General features: G+C 75.8%; 13 protein-coding genes. 5 read left to right on the plus strand and 8 right to left on the minus strand.

What is annotated here, in order from left to right; translation table 11 throughout:
• Nucleotides 1-139 precede the first annotated feature (139 nt).
• Together MCM47_RS10310 and MCM47_RS10315 are read left to right on the plus strand one after the other, a co-directional pair.
• On the plus strand, nt 140-1432 hold the full coding sequence (locus MCM47_RS10310; RefSeq protein ID WP_238860586.1) for a hypothetical protein: 1293 nt from the start codon (nt 140-142) through the stop codon (nt 1430-1432).
• A 156-nt stretch (nt 1433-1588) separates the two neighbouring features.
• On the plus strand, nt 1589-1885 hold the full coding sequence (locus tag MCM47_RS10315) for a putative quinol monooxygenase (RefSeq protein ID WP_238860588.1): 297 nt from the start codon (nt 1589-1591) through the stop codon (nt 1883-1885).
• A 105-nt stretch (nt 1886-1990) separates the two neighbouring features.
• Here the strand turns inward: MCM47_RS10315 and MCM47_RS10320 are convergent, their stop codons facing one another.
• From MCM47_RS10320 to MCM47_RS10330, 3 genes are all read right to left on the minus strand, one after another.
• Nucleotides 1991-2971: a hypothetical protein gene (locus MCM47_RS10320; RefSeq protein WP_238860589.1), complete on the minus strand. Its 981-nt coding sequence runs from the start codon at nt 2969-2971 to the stop codon at nt 1991-1993.
• A 212-nt stretch (nt 2972-3183) separates the two neighbouring features.
• Nucleotides 3184-4455: a metallophosphoesterase gene (locus MCM47_RS10325; protein ID WP_238860591.1), complete on the minus strand. Its 1272-nt coding sequence runs from the start codon at nt 4453-4455 to the stop codon at nt 3184-3186.
• A 202-nt stretch (nt 4456-4657) separates the two neighbouring features.
• Complete coding sequence (locus MCM47_RS10330; RefSeq protein WP_238860594.1) at nt 4658-5815, minus strand: LacI family DNA-binding transcriptional regulator; 1158 nt, start codon at nt 5813-5815, stop codon at nt 4658-4660.
• Between the two features lie 373 nt (nt 5816-6188).
• Between MCM47_RS10330 and hisC the strand changes: the two genes are divergently transcribed.
• On the plus strand, nt 6189-7271 hold the full coding sequence (gene hisC / locus MCM47_RS10335) for a histidinol-phosphate transaminase (RefSeq protein ID WP_238860596.1): 1083 nt from the start codon (nt 6189-6191) through the stop codon (nt 7269-7271).
• A gap of 124 nt (nt 7272-7395) precedes the next feature.
• Here hisC and MCM47_RS10340 read toward each other — a convergent pair whose 3' ends face one another.
• Nucleotides 7396-8844 carry an MFS transporter gene (locus MCM47_RS10340; RefSeq protein WP_238860598.1) on the minus strand — a complete coding sequence of 483 codons (1449 nt, stop codon included), beginning with the start codon at nt 8842-8844 and terminating at the stop codon, nt 7396-7398.
• A gap of 196 nt (nt 8845-9040) precedes the next feature.
• Between MCM47_RS10340 and MCM47_RS10345 the strand changes: the two genes are divergently transcribed.
• Both MCM47_RS10345 and MCM47_RS10350 read left to right on the plus strand, forming a co-directional pair.
• Nucleotides 9041-10114 carry a helix-turn-helix transcriptional regulator gene (locus MCM47_RS10345; RefSeq protein WP_238860600.1) on the plus strand — a complete coding sequence of 358 codons (1074 nt, stop codon included), beginning with the start codon at nt 9041-9043 and terminating at the stop codon, nt 10112-10114.
• A 162-nt stretch (nt 10115-10276) separates the two neighbouring features.
• Entirely contained in the window at nt 10277-10837 is a 561-nt protein-coding gene (locus MCM47_RS10350) for a hypothetical protein (RefSeq protein WP_238860602.1), read from the plus strand.
• Here MCM47_RS10350 and MCM47_RS10355 read toward each other — a convergent pair.
• From MCM47_RS10355 to MCM47_RS10370, 4 genes are all read right to left on the minus strand, one after another.
• Nucleotides 10834-12189 (minus strand): HAMP domain-containing sensor histidine kinase, encoded by a 1356-nt coding sequence (locus MCM47_RS10355; RefSeq protein WP_238860604.1) that lies wholly within the window; start codon nt 12187-12189, stop codon nt 10834-10836. The genes MCM47_RS10350 and MCM47_RS10355 overlap by 4 nt on opposite strands.
• Nucleotides 12186-13010: a response regulator transcription factor gene (locus MCM47_RS10360; RefSeq protein WP_238860607.1), complete on the minus strand. Its 825-nt coding sequence runs from the start codon at nt 13008-13010 to the stop codon at nt 12186-12188. The genes MCM47_RS10355 and MCM47_RS10360 overlap by 4 nt, the downstream gene beginning before the upstream one ends.
• The gene (locus tag MCM47_RS10365) at nt 13007-14035 is read right to left on the minus strand and encodes a hypothetical protein (RefSeq protein ID WP_238860609.1); all 1029 of its coding nucleotides are present in this window, start codon (nt 14033-14035) and stop codon (nt 13007-13009) included. Before MCM47_RS10365 ends, MCM47_RS10360 begins: the two co-directional genes overlap by 4 nt.
• A 197-nt stretch (nt 14036-14232) precedes the next feature.
• Nucleotides 14233-15054 (minus strand): class F sortase, encoded by an 822-nt coding sequence (locus tag MCM47_RS10370; protein WP_238861407.1) that lies wholly within the window; start codon nt 15052-15054, stop codon nt 14233-14235.
• Between the last annotated feature and the right edge of the window lie 48 nt (nt 15055-15102).

The raw sequence follows: 15102 nt of genomic DNA on the forward strand, positions 1-15102 counted from the left end.
CTGTGAAGCGGTCCACCCTTCGGAATTAGTTGGTTGACAATCCGAGATGAAGATCGGATAGTCTGCGCCCCGCGCGGTGGGGGGTATCCACGCGCTGCCGCCCGGAGATTCGCGGTAATCCGTCACTTTTGGGGTCGACTTGAAGCTTCGTCACGCACTGCTGGCCGCGACGCTGGTGGCCTCCCCGCTGGTGCTCGCCCTGCCCGCCCAGGCGGCCGGGAGCGACACCGGGACCGGTCTCCGGATCGACGGGTTCGCCTCCGTCGAGGCCGGGGGCGGCTGGTCCGAGGGCACGGTGACGGTCAGGAACGACACGGATGCGGCCGTCACCGACCAGCACCTCGTGCTCTACGTCGGCAGCCGGATGCTCGGGGTGGACCAGGTCGCCGCGGAGTACGCGGACGGTGCGGCGAGCACCTGGCAGCCCGTGCGGCTCGTCGACCAGGACCTCGGGGCCAAGCCCAGCGGCCACCAGGGCGTGGCCGCCGACCTGACCGGCGCCCCGGTGGAGCTGCCGCCGCACTCGGCGCACACCTTCAAGCTCCGGTTCAAGCTGCTGCAGTCCGCACACATGGGCCCCTTCGACGACGTCGACCTGATGGCCTTCCTGGCTCCGACGTTCGGCAAGGACGGACAGGCCAAGGACTGGACGGCGCAGGCGCCCGTCAAGGGGGTCAGGACCACCGGCCTCACCACCGCGATCGACGGCCTGCCCGCCGCGATCCCGGCCGACGGCAAGCCGCACCCGTTCACCGTCTCCGTCAGGACCGCCAACAGGTTCGACTGGCACCTCGACGGGGCCGTCTTCTTCCTCTGGGCCGGGCAGGGCTTCGGCTCGATGGACGGCCCGGCCGCCTGTGATGCCCGGCTGGAGCTCCAGGACCCGAAGGACGGCAGTTGGCACCACGTGGGTCTGGGCGCCAGGGGCCTGGACGGGCAGGGCGTCGACCTCGCCGCGTACGGCGCCGGCCCGGTGGACGACCGGGTGATCAACGCGCGGATCACGCTGGGTGCCGGCTTCAGGACCTCGGCCGACGCCCGTCTCGGCTTCGGCCACTTCCCCGGTGCCGGGTCGACCCTCTTCTGGGCCGAGCAGAAGGTCGCCGCCACGCCGGTCGCGGGCGCCCCCGCCTGCGTGGACCCGAACGCGCCCGCGCCGAAGCCGACCGCGTCGACCGCGCCGACCGCGGCCCCGACCAGCCCGGCGCCCGCCGCGCCGTCGGTGGCCCCGGTGGCCGCCGTCACCGCCCAGCCCAGCGCGACCGCTTCCGCGTCGCCGCGCGCCGCCACCGGACTCGCCGGCACCACCGGCCGCACCGAGCTCGCCGACACCGGCGCGCCGGACGTCACCGTGCCGACCGTCCTGGGCGGGGTCCTGCTGGCCGTCGGCGCGGCCGCGGTCACCGTGGCGAGGCGCGCCCGCCGCAGCTGAGCCGGCCGGCGGGCCGGGACCGCCGGTTCCTTCCCCGCCGTCCCCCTGCCCGCCGTTCCCCTTCCCGACCACCGGCCGGGAAGGGGCGGTGCGGGAAGATCTTGGGGTGGCCGGTCGGTTCGGACCGGAGACGACTCGGAGCGAGGGGGAACGACGATGTCCCGGCGGATCACGGCGGTCGCGGTGCTGCGCGCCAAGGCCGGACGGGAGGCGGACGTGCGGGCGCAGGCCGCCGTGATGGCCGCGGCGAGCCTGGCGGAGCCGGGCTGCATCTCCTACCGCAACTACGTGGACCCGGACGACCCGCGGTCCTGGGTGGTGGTGGAGGAGTGGGCGTCGCGCGAGGCGTTCGAGAAGCACCTGACCAGCCCGCACCTGGCCCGTTCGGTCGAGCTCACGTCGGAACTGCTCGACGGCCCGCCGGAGTTGCGGGTGCTCAAGGCCGCGGTGTGAGGCCGGCGGCGGATCACCGCCCCGCCCAGGGAGCTCTTACGCCGTCGGCGGCCGGGGCGCCGCCGTGGGCCCGGACGCGTCGCGGGCCCGGACGCCGTCGGTGGCTCAGACGTCGTCGGGGCCGGTGAAGCCCGGGGGCGTGTAGCCGGGTCCGGTGAAGTCCGGCGGGGTGAAGGCCGCCGTGCGCGGCTCCCGGCCCTGCGGGTCGGTGAGCCCCTCCACGCCGGGGCTGCTGAAGCCCGGGCCGGTGTAACCGGGGCTGCTGAAGTCCGGCCCGCCGGTGTCGGACCCGTCGGGGCCGGTGGAGTCGCTGCCGCGGGCCCGGGACCGGTCCGGCTTCGGGCGGCCGCCCTGCCCGGGTACCGGGGCCGCCGATGCCGTTGCGGCGCCCGCCGACCCCGGGGCCGCCGCCGTGGACATCGCCGCCGTCGGCCCGGCGTCGCCGCGCAGGGCGGCGTGCAGGTAGGGCAGCAGCGCCCGGTCGCGCAGTGCCCGCTGCCACTCGCGGTGGGCCTCGCCGAGTTCGGCGGCGAGCTCCGGGTCGGTGCCGGCGGGGACGGACGGTCTGGAGCCGTCGCGGACCGCGGTGAGGACCAGTCCGACGATGCCGACCGCCATCGCGGCCACGCCCGCCGCCAGGGCCACCCAGCCGGCCGTGAGGATCGACCGGCTCAGCGCCGCCTCGGGATCGGCGGCGCGCAGCGTGTACCCGAGCAGCAGCAGGACGAGGGCGGCCGCCCAGGCCAGGATCGGCGTGAGCACGGTGAGGACGGGGAACAGCCCGGCGCCGCCGTTCGCCGAGCCCAGCTGGGCGAGCAGGCCCGGTGCGGCGGGCTCGCCGTCCGGGCCGGGTGGTGCGGGCATGCTCCGCAGGTTCGCGCGCAGCCGGGTGTAGTGCTCGTACTCGGTGCCGGCCGCGGCCGCGAGGCCGTCGGCGTCGAGCAGGGCCTGGGCACGCAGCTCCGCGGTGGTGAGGGCGCCGGGTGCGCGCAGTGCGGTGAGGACGGTGCCGTCGCGCAGTGCGTCGTCGAGGAGGCGCTCGAAGTCCGGGCGGTCCTCGGCGAGCAGATGCGGGGCGTTGTTCATGGGGACCCCGTTCAGCAGGTCCCGGTCGCTCCGCGGTGCCGTGCGCACGGAGAGGGGCGCCACACGGGCGGCCGGGTGTGGTGTGCCTCGATGGTAGGGGCGGGTGCGGCCGCGCTGACAGTAGGTTTCCGGAATTTCGCGCCCCGGACCGCGCGTGCGGTCCGGGGCGGGCGCCGGAACTGCCGTTCGAGTGAAGGGGCGGAGACGGTCCGTCAGATCGGCAGTCGGGCGATCAGCAGCCGGCCTTCCATCGTGACGCCGCCGTCCATGGCCACCGCGAGGTCGTCCGCGTAGACGTACGGGCCGGGGATGTGCGGCGGCTGGCCGTCGTCGGCGTGGACCGCGCCGGTGAGGTACGGGATCGGGCTGTGCCCGTGCACGATGCGCGTGCCGCCGTAGGTTTCGAGCAGCTCGTGCACGGCCATCGGTCCGGCCTCGCCGCGGAACGCGAAGCGCTTGGTGAACCGGCGGAAGCAGTCCCACCACTCGTCCACGCCCTCGTCCGCGAGCAGGTCGTGGACGGCGTCGTTGACCTCGGCGATCGAGTCGCCGTACTCCAGGTACGCGGTGGTGTCCGAGTGCAGCAGCAGGTGGCCGTCCTCCAGCCCGATCGCGGGCAGGCGGGAGAGCCAGCTGATGTGGTGCGCCTCCAGCCGGTCCAGGTCGTGCTGCTGGCCGCCGTTGAGCCGCCAGGCCGCGAGGAAGGAGGCGGTGCCGGCGGTGGACTGGACGGGCTCGTCGCCGTACTTGGCCGCACCGAGGAAGAGCAGCTCGTGATTGCCCATCAGGGCCCGGCAGTAGCCGCCGGCCGCGGCCGCCTCGGCGGCGAGCTGCATGACGAGGTCGATCACGCCGATGCCGTCGGGGCCGCGGTCGGTGAAGTCGCCGAGGAACCAGATCCGGGAGCGGCCGGCCGCCCAGTGGCCGTCCGCGTCGATCAGGCCCTGGTGGCGCAGCTCGGCGAGCAGCTCCTCGAGGTAGCCGTGCACGTCGCCGACGACGTAGAGCGGGCCCGGCGGCTCGTTGGGGGCCGGCGCGGGGTACGGGTGGTAGGGCACGCCGGGCTCGGGCAGCGGCGGGCCGAGCTCGATGGTCGGCGGGTCCTCGCCGCCGTGGGCGGGCGAGGGGTGGTCCACCAGGGTCGGCTCGTACCCGGGGTGCGCGGCCTGCGGGGCGTGCCCGCCGTGCTGGGCCGCCTGTGCCTGGGCCTGGTGGTCGTGCTGGCCGTGCTGGGCCTGGGCCTGCGGGTCGTGCTGACCGTGCTGGGCTTCGGCCTGCGGGTCGTGGCCGCCGGCCGGCCAGTGCTGTTCGAGCCAGCGGGCGCCGCCGTAGCCGCTGTACGTCTCCGACTCGTACGCCGCCTCGGCGTACCCGGTGGGCTCGGGTTCGTAGTAGGTGCCGTAGGGCAGCACGTCGAGGTCCGGCTGGTGGCGGGGGCCTGAGTCCGGGTGTTCAGGCCCGGGGAAGCGGTCCTCGGGTGTCATTCGCCCATCATAGGAAGACCACTCTCCCGGCGTCGTCACCTGGTGGGTATCCAATCCTCCGGAGCGTCAGCCGGGCGGGCCGTCAGGTCCGATTTGTCCCGGCTGGGCATGGTCCAGACCGACCCCGGCGGGGGCCGGGGTGCGTCGCCGCCCCGCCCGTCCCCGGGCGGGGCGCGAGGCCGGCGGGCCCCGCGTCCCGCCGCTACGTCTCGCCCGGGGGCCGGGGCGGGCTGACCGTGGTGCGCGGGCTCCGGCGCTGGGAGGACGCGCGGACGATCAGCTCGGTGGGCATCAGGGTGCCGGGCGGCGGGCCGGTGCCGGCGGTGCGGAAGCGCGGCGGGAAGAGCCGGGCGATGTCGACGCCCGTTCCGGAGTCCACTCCCTCGATGGCGTCGATCAGCAGGTTGACGACGGTGGTGCCGATCCGCCGCGGCTTGAGCGAGAGCGTGGTGATCGGCGGCTCGGTGGCGGCGTAGACGTCGCTCTCGCTGCAGCAGACCAGCAGCAGGTCGTCCGGCACCCGAAGGCCGTACCGGCGGGCGGCGGCGAGCAGGTCGGTGCCGTTCGGGTCGAACAGGCCGTAGACGGCGTCCGGGCGGTCCGGGCGCGCGAGCAGCCGGTCGGCGGCGACGGCCCCGGCGGCCGGGTCGTGCGCGGGGTAGGCCTCGTAGACCGGCTCCTGGCCGACCTTGGCGCACCAACCGAGGTAGGCCTCGGTGGAGAGGCGGGTGTAGGTGTCGGTGCTGGTGCCGGTGAGCAGGCCGATCCGGCGGGCGCCGGCCTCGGAGAGGTGGTCGAGGATGCCGAGCACGGCGGCCTCGTGGTCGTTGTCGACCCAGGCGGTGACCGGGCAGTTCCCCGGCTTGCCGTCGCTGACCACGGGGACGCCGGACCGGTACAGCTCGCTGACCAGCGGGTCCTGGTCCGGCGGGTCGATCACCACGGTGCCGTCGAGGGCGATGTTGCCCCAGACGTCGTGCCGGGAGGAGGCGGGCAGCACCACCAGCGCGTAGCCGCGACCGAGGGCGGCGCTGGTGGCGGCGCGGGCCATCTCGGCGAAGTAGGCGAACTCGGTGAAGGTGAACGGCTCTTCGCCGTAGGTCGTGACGGTCAGCCCGATCAGGCCGGACCGGCCGGTCCGCAGGGTGCGGGCGGCGGCGGAAGGGCGGTAGCCGAGGCGCTCGGCGACCTCGCGCACCCGGCTTCTGGTCTCGTCGGGCAGGCGGCCCTTACCGTTCAGCGCGTCGGAGACGGTGGTGATCGACACTCCGGCGGCTGCTGCCACATCCCGGATGCCGGCCCGCTCCAGACGCCGTGAGGTGGTGGGTCGCCGACCGCTCTGGTTGGCTGCTGCTGTCATGGCGGACCGATCGTATGGCTCCTGACAAGGGTCTGTGACCGGCGTATCGGGGGCCATTGGAGATACGTTTCTCCAAGAGTGAGCCCGTGCGCGCCCCTTCGATACCCGCACGAAACCAGCCGTCTTACCTCTGACATGTGCCATAGGAACCCTGCAGAATGGCTGATCTGCGCCTGTAACCCGACCGGGCATCTCACTCCTACGGGTGAGCGCGGGTCGGTATCGTTCAGGGCACCCGACCGGGGTGGTCCGGACGCGTCGCGGGTTCCCGGGTCCGGCGGTGATCCCGTCCGGACGGGCGCGATCGCACCGGAGGCGGCTGGGCGCGGCGAGGGCCGCGCGGCCCGACGGAGAGAAGAGAAGGAGCAGGACCGTGAGTGGAACGGCACCGCAGGGGCCCCGGCTGAGGCCGACCCTGGACGGCATCCCCACCTACAAGCCCGGCAAGCCGGCCGGCGCCGACGCCTACAAGCTGTCCTCCAACGAGAACCCGTACGACCCGCTGCCCGGCGTGCTGGAGGCGGCGGTCAATGCGGCCGGCTCGTTCAACCGCTACCCGGACATGGGCGTCAGCGAGCTGACCGCCGAGCTCGCCCGGCGCTTCGACGTCCCGGTCGAGCACATCGCCACCGGCACCGGCTCGGTCGGCGTGGCCCAGTCGCTCGTCCTCTCCACCGCCGGCCCGGGCGACGAGGTGATCTTCGCCTGGCGCTCGTTCGAGGCGTACCCGATCATCACCCAGGTCGCCGGCGCGACCCCGGTCCCGGTCCCGCTCACCGCGGGCGGCGACCACGACCTGGACGCGATGCTGGCCGCGATCACCGAGCGGACCCGGCTGATCTTCGTCTGCAACCCCAACAACCCCACCGGCAACGTGATCCACCGCGCCGAGCTGGAGCGCTTCCTGGACGCCGTCCCGGCCGAGGTCCTGGTCGTCGTCGACGAGGCCTACATCGAGTTCATCCGCGACCCCGAGGTCCCCAACGGCATCGACCTCTACCGCGACCGCCCGAACGTCTGCGTGCTGCGGACCTTCTCCAAGGCCTACGGGCTGGCGGGCCTGCGGGTCGGCTTCGCGGTCGCGCACGAGCCGGTGGCCAACGCGCTGCGCAAGACCGCGGTGCCGTTCGGCGTCACCCGGATCGCCCAGGACGCCGCCGTCGCCTCGCTGCGGGCCGAGGAGGCCCTGATGGTCCGGGTGGAGGCGCTGGTCGAGGAGCGCGCCCGGGTGGTCGCCGGCCTGCGCGCCCAGGGCTGGGAGATCCCGGACTCGCAGGCGAACTTCGTCTGGCTCGGGCTGGGCGAGCGCTCCCAGGAGTTCGCGGCCGCCTGTGCCGCGGCCGGCGTGATCGTCCGCCCGTTCCCGGAGGGCGTCCGGATCTCCATCGGCGAGGCCGAGGGCAACACGATCTTCCTCTCGGTGGCCGAGGCCTTCCGCAAGACGATCGACGGCTGATCGTCCGGAGACCGGGACGGGGGCGCACCGCTCGGCGGTGCGCCCCCGTGTCGTTCCGGCCGGTGCCGCCGGTGCCGGCGGTGCCGCCGGCCCGCCCCGGGCGTCCGCCCGTGCCGGGGGCCGCTCACCCGCGCCGGAGGAAGAGCGCTGTGGCCGTCCCGGCGAGCAGGACCAAGGCGGTGTTGGCGCCGATCGCCCAGGTGACGCCGGTGAGCACGGAGCCGCCGGCCGCCGTCGCGGTGGTGACCGCGCTCATCACCGGCGTGCCCAGGGCGATGCCGACCTGCTGGGTCATCGTCGCGACGCCGGTGGCCAGGCCCTGCTCCTCGTCCGGCAGGCCCGACGTGGCCGTCACCATGAAGCCGACGATCGCCACCATGTTGCCGACGCCGCCGACGAAGGCGGCCGCCAGCAGCAGACCGAGCCAGGCCCGGTCCGCGCCGAGCAGGAGCAGCGCGGCGGTCGCCGCCGCCTGGACGAGGAAGCCGGCCAGCAGGGCTCCCCGGCCGCCGAGCCGGCCCAGCACCCGGGGGGCCAGCAGGCCGCCCAGCACGGTGCCCGCACCCAGCACGCCGAAGGCGAGGCCGGTGGCCAGGGCGGAGAAGCCGAGCACCCGCTGGAGGTAGAGGGTCAGCACGAAGACCAGCGAGGTCTCGGTGGCGAAGGCCAGCAGCCCGGCCGCGTTCCCCCAGACCACCGTGCGCCGCCGCAGCACCCGGACCGGCACCAGCGGCGCGGCGGCGCGCTGCTCGACCAGCCAGAACGCCACCAGCAGCAGCGCGGCCACGGCCAGGGCCGACAGCGCCACCGGGTCGCCCCAGCCGTGCTCGCCGGCCGTCGTCAGGCCGTGGACCAGGGCGAGCAGCCCCCCGGTGACGGTGAAGGCGCCCGGCAGGTCCATCCGCGGCCGGCCCGCGGTGGCCGTCGCCCCGGTGGCCGTAGCGCCGGTCGACGGGCGGGGGCGGCTCTCGGCGATCAGCCGGGGCGCGGTGAGCAGCACGGCCAGGGCCACCGGCACGTTGACGAAGAACGCCCAGCGCCAGCTGAGCAGGTCGGTGAGCAGGCCGCCGAGCACCGCTCCGGAGGTGAAGCCGGCCGACATCAGTGCGCCGTTCAGACCGAGCGCCCGCTCGCGCAGCGGCCCTTCGGGAAAGGCCGTGGTGAGCAGCGCCAAGCCCGCCGGGGTGACGGCGGCGGTGGCCAGGCCCTGCGCGACCCGGGCCGCCAGCAGGACGCCGGGCGTGGTGGCCAGGCCGCCGGCCAGCGAGGCGACGGCGAGCAGGGCCAGCCCGGCCAGGAAGACCCGGCGCCGCCCGACCAGGTCGGCCACCCGGCCGAACAGCAGGGTGAAGCCGGCCGCGCAGAGCGCGAACGCGGTGGCGATCCACTGCAGGCCGCCGAGCGGGAAGCCGAGCCCCTGGCCGATCACCGGCAGGGCGACGTTCAGGATCGAGAAGTCCACCGCGAGCATGAACTGGGCGGCCAGCAGGACGACCAGGACGAGTCGTTGCCGGCCGGTCGGGCCCGCGGCGGCCGGGCGGGCGGGTGGTGCCTCGGACAGGGTGGCGGTCATCGGTCCGCTGCCTTTCGACGGGGGAGTCCGGGTGCTCCGGGTCGCCGGGGGGCGGGTCTCCGGGGGCTCCGCGGTCTCCGGATTGATCCGGGTACGGCAGCAGCCTGCGCGGCGCCGGACCACCCACCCAGCCCCCCGCGGAGGGTGGCACTGGCAGGGGCAGGCTGGGCGCCGCCCGACGCTGTTGACTGGGGTCATGAACGCACCCGAGACACCGCGAGGCCAGGGCGGAGCGACCGGCTCGACGGACGGGGACGACCCGGCCGGCCCGTCCGGAGCGCGGGGAGCCACCGGCCCGGCCGCCGCGGGCGACCTGGGCGACCTGGGCGAGTTCCTGCGCACCCGCCGGGCCCGGCTGCAGCCCGAGGACGTCGGGCTGGTCGCGTACGGGACCCGCCGCCGGGTGCCCGGGCTGCGGCGCGAGGAGCTGGCGCAGTTGGCGGGCGTCAGCATCACTTACTACACCCGGCTGGAGCAGGGGCAGAGCCGGAACGTCTCCGACGAGGTGCTGGACGCCGTCGCCCGGGCGCTGCGGCTGGACGCCGACGAGCACGCCCACCTGCGCAACCTGGCCCGCCCGGCCCGTGCGGCGAGGGGCCGGCCCGCCGAGCGGTCGGAGCGCGTCCGGCCGGCGGTCCGGCAGCTCATCGGGGCGATGACGGACGTCCCGGCGGTGGTGGTCGGTCGGCGCAACGAGGTGCTGGCCTGGAACCCCCTCGGCCACGCCCTGGTGGCCGGTCCCCTCGCCCCCGCCGCGCCGGACCGCCCGGCCGACCGCCCCAACCTCTCCCGGCTGCTCTTCCTTGACCCGCGGACCCGGGCGCTGTACCCGCAGTGGGAGACCGAGGCCCGGGCCCAGGTGGCGTTCCTGCGCCTGGCCGCCGGGCGGCACCCGAACGACCGGCGGCTGGCGGAGCTGATCGGCGAGTTGTCGATGAAGAGCGCGGAGTTCGCGGCGCTCTGGTCGGGCCACCCGGTGCACGACTGCCTGTTCGGCACCAAGGAGCTCCGGCACCCGATGGTGGGCGGGCTGACGCTGGCGTTCGAGGCGCTGCCGCTGCCGGAGGCGGCCGGCCACCGGATGCTGCTCTACAGCGCGGCGCCGGGCTCGTCCGCGGAGGCCGGGCTGCGGCTGCTGGCCGCCGGTGCGGCCGGGGCCGCCGACCGGACGACGGCGAACGACCGGGTGGTGGCGAACGACCTTGTGGCGATGGACGACCTCGTGGTGACGGACGACCGGCAGGGGGCCGTGGGCCCGGTCACCGGCTGAGGGGCCGGGCACCTCCCGGGTGGCCGGAGGTCCTGACGGCGTCGTGATTCGGTACCGGTTGATCACCCCCGGGCCGGTGGGCGACGTCGAGTCGCTAGTCTGTGCGACCGTCACTCCGGGCGGTCGGCCGACCGCCCGTCACACACGGGGGAACGAACCACCATGCCTACTCGCAGCCTTCCGCTGGCCCTCGTGGCCGTCGCCGCCGCCGTCACCCTGACCGCGTGCGGTCCGGGTGACCCGGAGCCGGCCGCCACCGGTGCCGGGCCGATCGCGGGCGGTCCCGCCGCCACCGCACCGACCGGCGGTGCCACCGCCGAGCCCGGCGGTGGTGCGACGGGCGGATGCATCCCGCCGAGCGTCCCCGCGAACCACCGGATCGTGAACCTCGCCGAGGCGGCCACCGAGACCACCGTCCACGCCAAGGACACCAGGTACCTCTGCAACGGTCCCGCCGGCAGCTGGGCCGACGCGGCGGGGGAGGCGAAGACCTACACCTTCGCGGCGGGCGCCACCGCCAAGCTCAGCGACCTGAACAACGTGCTGCACCCGGTCCCGCTCGCCCGGTTCGCGGCGCACAGCGACTTCTGCCTCAACCACACCTCGGCCCCCGACACCGACCCCTGCTACGACCGCCACACCGTCGAGCTCGTGCTGGACTCCTCGGGCCGGATCACGAAGATCTACGAGGTGGGCCGGGTCCGGCAGGTCGTCGCCGACTAACCGGGCAGGGCTTGGTCGGCGCTCGACCGGGCCGGGCTCTGCGCCTGGTCGGACGGCAGCTCCAGGGTCGCCACGGCGCCGCCGTCCGGGTGGTTGGCGAAGGTCAGGACCGCGCCGATCACCCGGGCATGGCCCTGGGCGATCGTCAGGCCGAGCCCGTGGCCGCGCCCGCGCTCGCGCACGCTCGTCCGGAACCGCTGCGGCCCGTGCCGCAGCAGGTCCTCCGGGAAGCCGGGCCCGTGGTCGCGGACGGTGATCCGCAGACCGTCCACCTCGAGCCGGACCGGGCCGCCGCCGTGCCGGTCGGCGTTGACCAGCAGGTTCCCGAGGATGCGGTCCAGCCGGCGCAGGTCGGTGCGCACCGAGGCGTCGGCCGCGGACGGCCGGACGTCGACCTCCACCGCCAGCCCGGTCAGTCCGACGGTGCGGCGCACCGCCCGCTCCAGCGGCACGGCGGACAGGTACGGGGTCTCCGCGTCGGCGTCCAGCCGGGAGACCTCCAGCAGGTCCTCGACCAGCGAGCGCAGCGCCTGCACCCGGTTCTGCACGAGCTGGGTGGGCCGCCCCGGCGGCAGCAGCTCGGCTGCGGTGACCAGCCCGGTCAGCGGGGTGCGCAGCTCGTGGGCGACGTCGGCGGTGAACTGCTGCTCGTCCGCCAGCCGGCGGTGCAGCGTCCGGGACATCTGGTCGACGGCCGTCGCGAGGTCGGCGACCTCGTCCCGCCCGTCGACCAGCTCACCGATCCGGGCGTCCGTCCGCCCGGCGGCGATCCCGCGGGCGGCCGTCGCCGCCGTCCGCAGCCGCCGGCTGATCCGGTCCGCGACCAGCACGCCGACCAGCACCGTCGTGAAGACGGAGGCGGCGACGGTGATCAGGATGATCCGGTCCAGGTCGGCGATCGCCGTCCGGTCCTGCGTGAAGTCGACCCGGACGGAGAGCACCCGGCCCTGGACGGCGCCGGCCGCCCACATCGCCTCGCCCTCGGGCCCGTCCGCCAGCAACGAGCCCTGCCGGCCGTCCGCCGCGAGCGCGCGCAGCCGCGGCGGCAGTGCCGGGTCGTCCAGGGCGACCTTCTCCCCGCGCCCGTAGGCGGCCACCGTGGAGTCGAGCGCGGTGAGTGCCGACTCGCGGGCCTGGTCGACGTGCTGGCGGATCATCGCCTGGTGGACGAGCAGACCGACGGCCACCGCGACCAGGACCGAGATCGCGGCGACGGCGGTGGCGATCTGGCGGCGCAGGGTCATCCGGCGCAGGGTCATCCGGCGCAGCGCGATGCGGCGCCGCGGAGCGGGCAGGGGTGCGGGCAGGGGTGCCGGGCTCCCGGGTTCCCCCGTGGTGGTTCCCGGTGTCATGCCGGGCGCCGCAGCTTGTAGCCGAAGCCGCGCACCGTCTCGATCCGCCCGCTGCCGATCTTGGCCCGCAGCCGCTGCACGTGGACGTCCACCACCCGGGTGTCGGCGCCCCACTCGTAGTCCCAGACCCGCTCCAGCAGGGTGGAGCGCTCCAGGACGACGCCGGGCGAGGCGGTGAACTCCAGTAGGAGTCGCAGCTCCGTCGGGGTCAGCGGGACGAGCCGCCCGTGCACCCGGACCTCCATGCTCTCGGTGTCCACCTCCATGCCGTCGAAGCTGCGGACGCTGCGCGGGGCCGGTTCGGCGGGGGTCTGTTCGGTCGAGGTCGGTTCGGTGGGGTGGGGTGCGGTGCGGTCGACGGGTGCGGGCGCGGGTGCGGGTGCGGGCGCGGGTGCCGGGGCGGGGGCCTCGGCGGCCGGGACCGTACGGACCCGGCGCAGCACCGTCCGGATCCGGGCCACCAGCACCGCGCTCTCGAAGGGCTTCACCACGTAGTCGTCCGCCCCCGCCTCCAGGCCGGACACCACGTCGATCGGGTCGGTGCGCGCCGACATCATCAGGATCGGCAGCTGGCTCTCCTCGCGGATCCGCCGGCAGAGGCCGACCCCGTCGAGGAGCGGCAGCATCACGTCCAGCAGCATCAGGTCGGGGCGGGCGGCGCGGAAGGCCTCCAGCCCCTCCAGGCCGTCGGCGGCGGTGGAGACCGGGAACCCGTAGCGCTCCAGCGCCATCCGGGTCGCCTCCCGGATCACCTCGTCGTCCTCGACGATGAGGATGTGCGGCTGGGCGGCCGGCGCGGTCGCGGGAACGGTGGGGTTCATGGCTTGGCCTCCGGGGGAGCCGCGGTCGGACGGGCGGGCTGGGAAGCGGCGGGGCGCGGGGCGCCGAGCCCCGCACCGCTCTGCGGCTGGGGCGTCGCGGCCCAGCCCGATCCACCGACCCCTGCTCCGCTCTGCGGCTGGGGCGTCACGGCCCAGGCCGTGCCGCCCGGGACCGGAACGGGCTGGGGCCGGCCCGTGGTGGGCGGCTCCAACGGCCGGCTGACCTTCGGGCCGGGTGTGGTGGCGGGCGTGGCCTCCGGGTCCCCGGTGCTCCCCTGCCCCGGACCGGTGACCGGACCGATGCCCTCGACCCGCTGCTCCAGCAGGCTGAGCCGCGTGCCGTCCCAGCGGTAGTGGCTGCTGGTCCGGGTGGTCACGGTGGTGGGCTCGTGCAGCCACAGGTCCGCACCGACGGTCTCCGCGCCGAACCCCTTCAGCACCTGCACCCGCAGGACCGGCAGCAGACGGTCGCCGGATGCGGTGTAGACGTGCAGGACGACCGGTCCCACGGTGCCGACGGCGGCGATCAGCTCGGGCCGGCCGTCACCGGTGAGGTCGCGGAACTCCGGGGCGCGGACCTCGCAGTCCGGGCAGCCGTCGAGTGCGCGCCGTTCGTCCTGGCTCACCGCCGGGTCCTTCGCCAGGACGGCGCGGACGTCCACGGCGGTGAGGTCCGGCCCCGGGGCGGTCACGTCGGGGACGGGCTGGGGTGGGGGTTCGGAGGAGCGGCCGGGCGCGGGGGAGGTCGGCGGCGGGGCGACGGCGAGGCCGGACCAGAGCGGCTGGGGCACCGTCGGCGGCGTCACCTGCCGGGCGGGGCCGTGGTCGCGGAGTTCGCCGGGCGCGCCGCAGGCGGTCAGCAGGAAGGCGGCTAGGGCGGCCAGCCCGGCGAGGAGAGCGGAGAGAGCGGTGGTCATCGGCGCGGTGGTCATCGGCGCGGTGGTCACCGGCGCGGTGGTGGCGGCCCGGGCCGCCCTCGGGGGCGCGGCGCCGGCCCGGCGGCGGGGCGGGGGTGATGCTGCCACGGCTGTTGCTCGTCCTCCTGGTCTGCGGGCTCGGCGGCGGCGCTTGCGCCTGCGTGTGTCCAGTCTCCGGGCCGCCGGCATGCGGTGGTGCACCGGTCCGTCCCCGGTGGACAGGTCGCCCGGACGGCGGCCGGCGGTTCCGTCGGCCGGGGCTGCCCGGACGACGGAACCGCCGGCCTCGGCGGCGCCGTCCGTCCTCAGCCCGTCGGGGTGGCCAGGTCCGCCAGGACGATGATGTTGTCCGTCCAGTGGCCGTCGGCGCCGATCCGGCCCCCGCAGGTGATCAGCCGCAGTTCGGGCGCGGCCGTGTCGCCGTACACCGCCCCGGTCGGGAAGCGGTCCTTGGCGGCCTGGAGCAGCGAGCGGACCTTGAAGTCCACCGTGCTGCCGTCGGCCCGGACGACCTGGATCCGGTCGCCGGGCTGCAGCTTCGGCAGGCCGCGGAAGACCGCCGGGCCGTGGGCGGTGTCGTAGTGCCCGATCAGGACGGCCGGCCCGGTCTCCCCCGGGGTCGGGCCGTTGCGGTACCAGCCGACCTCCTGGGCCCGGTCGGCGGCCGGGACCTCGACCGTGCCGTCGGCGTTCAGGCCGAGGCCGGTGACCGGCGCGTCCACCCCGGCGGCGGGGACGCGCAGGCGGGTCGGCGGCGAGGCCGCGAACGGGCGCGGCGCGCCGGCCGGGGCCGTGCCCGCGGTGCCGGCCTGGCCGGTTGCGGGGCCGGCTTCCGTCGGCCGCTGGGGGTCGGTGGGTGCGATGCCGCCGGGCTGGTGCGCCGAGGCCTCGATCCGGACCACCGGGGTCTGCCGGCTCGACAGTGCCACGGAGGCGCCGAGCAGCAGGCAGAGCAGGCCGGCCGCGCCGAAGGCGGTCCGGCGCAGCGCGGTCCGGCGCGGTCCGGCCGGGTCGTGGCGGGCGCTGCGGGCCCGGCGGTGGCTCCCTGCACGGGTGCCGCGGTGCGCGATGGTCACCTCGGCCCGGTGCCGGGCGGGTGCCTCCTCGCCCCGGTGACGGCTGGTCACGTCCCCGGTCCCCGGCCGCCCCGTCGGGGCCGGGCCCCCCGGGCCCCC

The organism is Kitasatospora sp. A2-31 (assembly GCF_022288725.1).
Classification (GTDB): domain Bacteria; phylum Actinomycetota; class Actinomycetes; order Streptomycetales; family Streptomycetaceae; genus Kitasatospora.

Bases quoted from the DNA above. Each gene is read 5' to 3' on its own strand.
- MCM47_RS10315 (WP_238860588.1), top strand. From the start codon at position 1,589: ATGTCCCGGCGGATCACGGCGGTCGCGGTGCTGCGCGCCAAGGCCGGA.
- MCM47_RS10320 (WP_238860589.1), bottom strand. From the start codon at position 2,971: ATGAACAACGCCCCGCATCTGCTCGCCGAGGACCGCCCGGACTTCGAG.
- MCM47_RS10325 (WP_238860591.1), bottom strand. From the start codon at position 4,455: ATGACACCCGAGGACCGCTTCCCCGGGCCTGAACACCCGGACTCAGGC.
- MCM47_RS10330 (WP_238860594.1), bottom strand. From the start codon at position 5,815: ATGACAGCAGCAGCCAACCAGAGCGGTCGGCGACCCACCACCTCACGG.
- MCM47_RS10340 (WP_238860598.1), bottom strand. From the start codon at position 8,844: ATGACCGCCACCCTGTCCGAGGCACCACCCGCCCGCCCGGCCGCCGCG.
- MCM47_RS10345 (WP_238860600.1), top strand. From the start codon at position 9,041: ATGAACGCACCCGAGACACCGCGAGGCCAGGGCGGAGCGACCGGCTCG.
- MCM47_RS10350 (WP_238860602.1), top strand. From the start codon at position 10,277: ATGCCTACTCGCAGCCTTCCGCTGGCCCTCGTGGCCGTCGCCGCCGCC.
- MCM47_RS10355 (WP_238860604.1), bottom strand. From the start codon at position 12,189: ATGACACCGGGAACCACCACGGGGGAACCCGGGAGCCCGGCACCCCTG.
- MCM47_RS10360 (WP_238860607.1), bottom strand. From the start codon at position 13,010: ATGAACCCCACCGTTCCCGCGACCGCGCCGGCCGCCCAGCCGCACATC.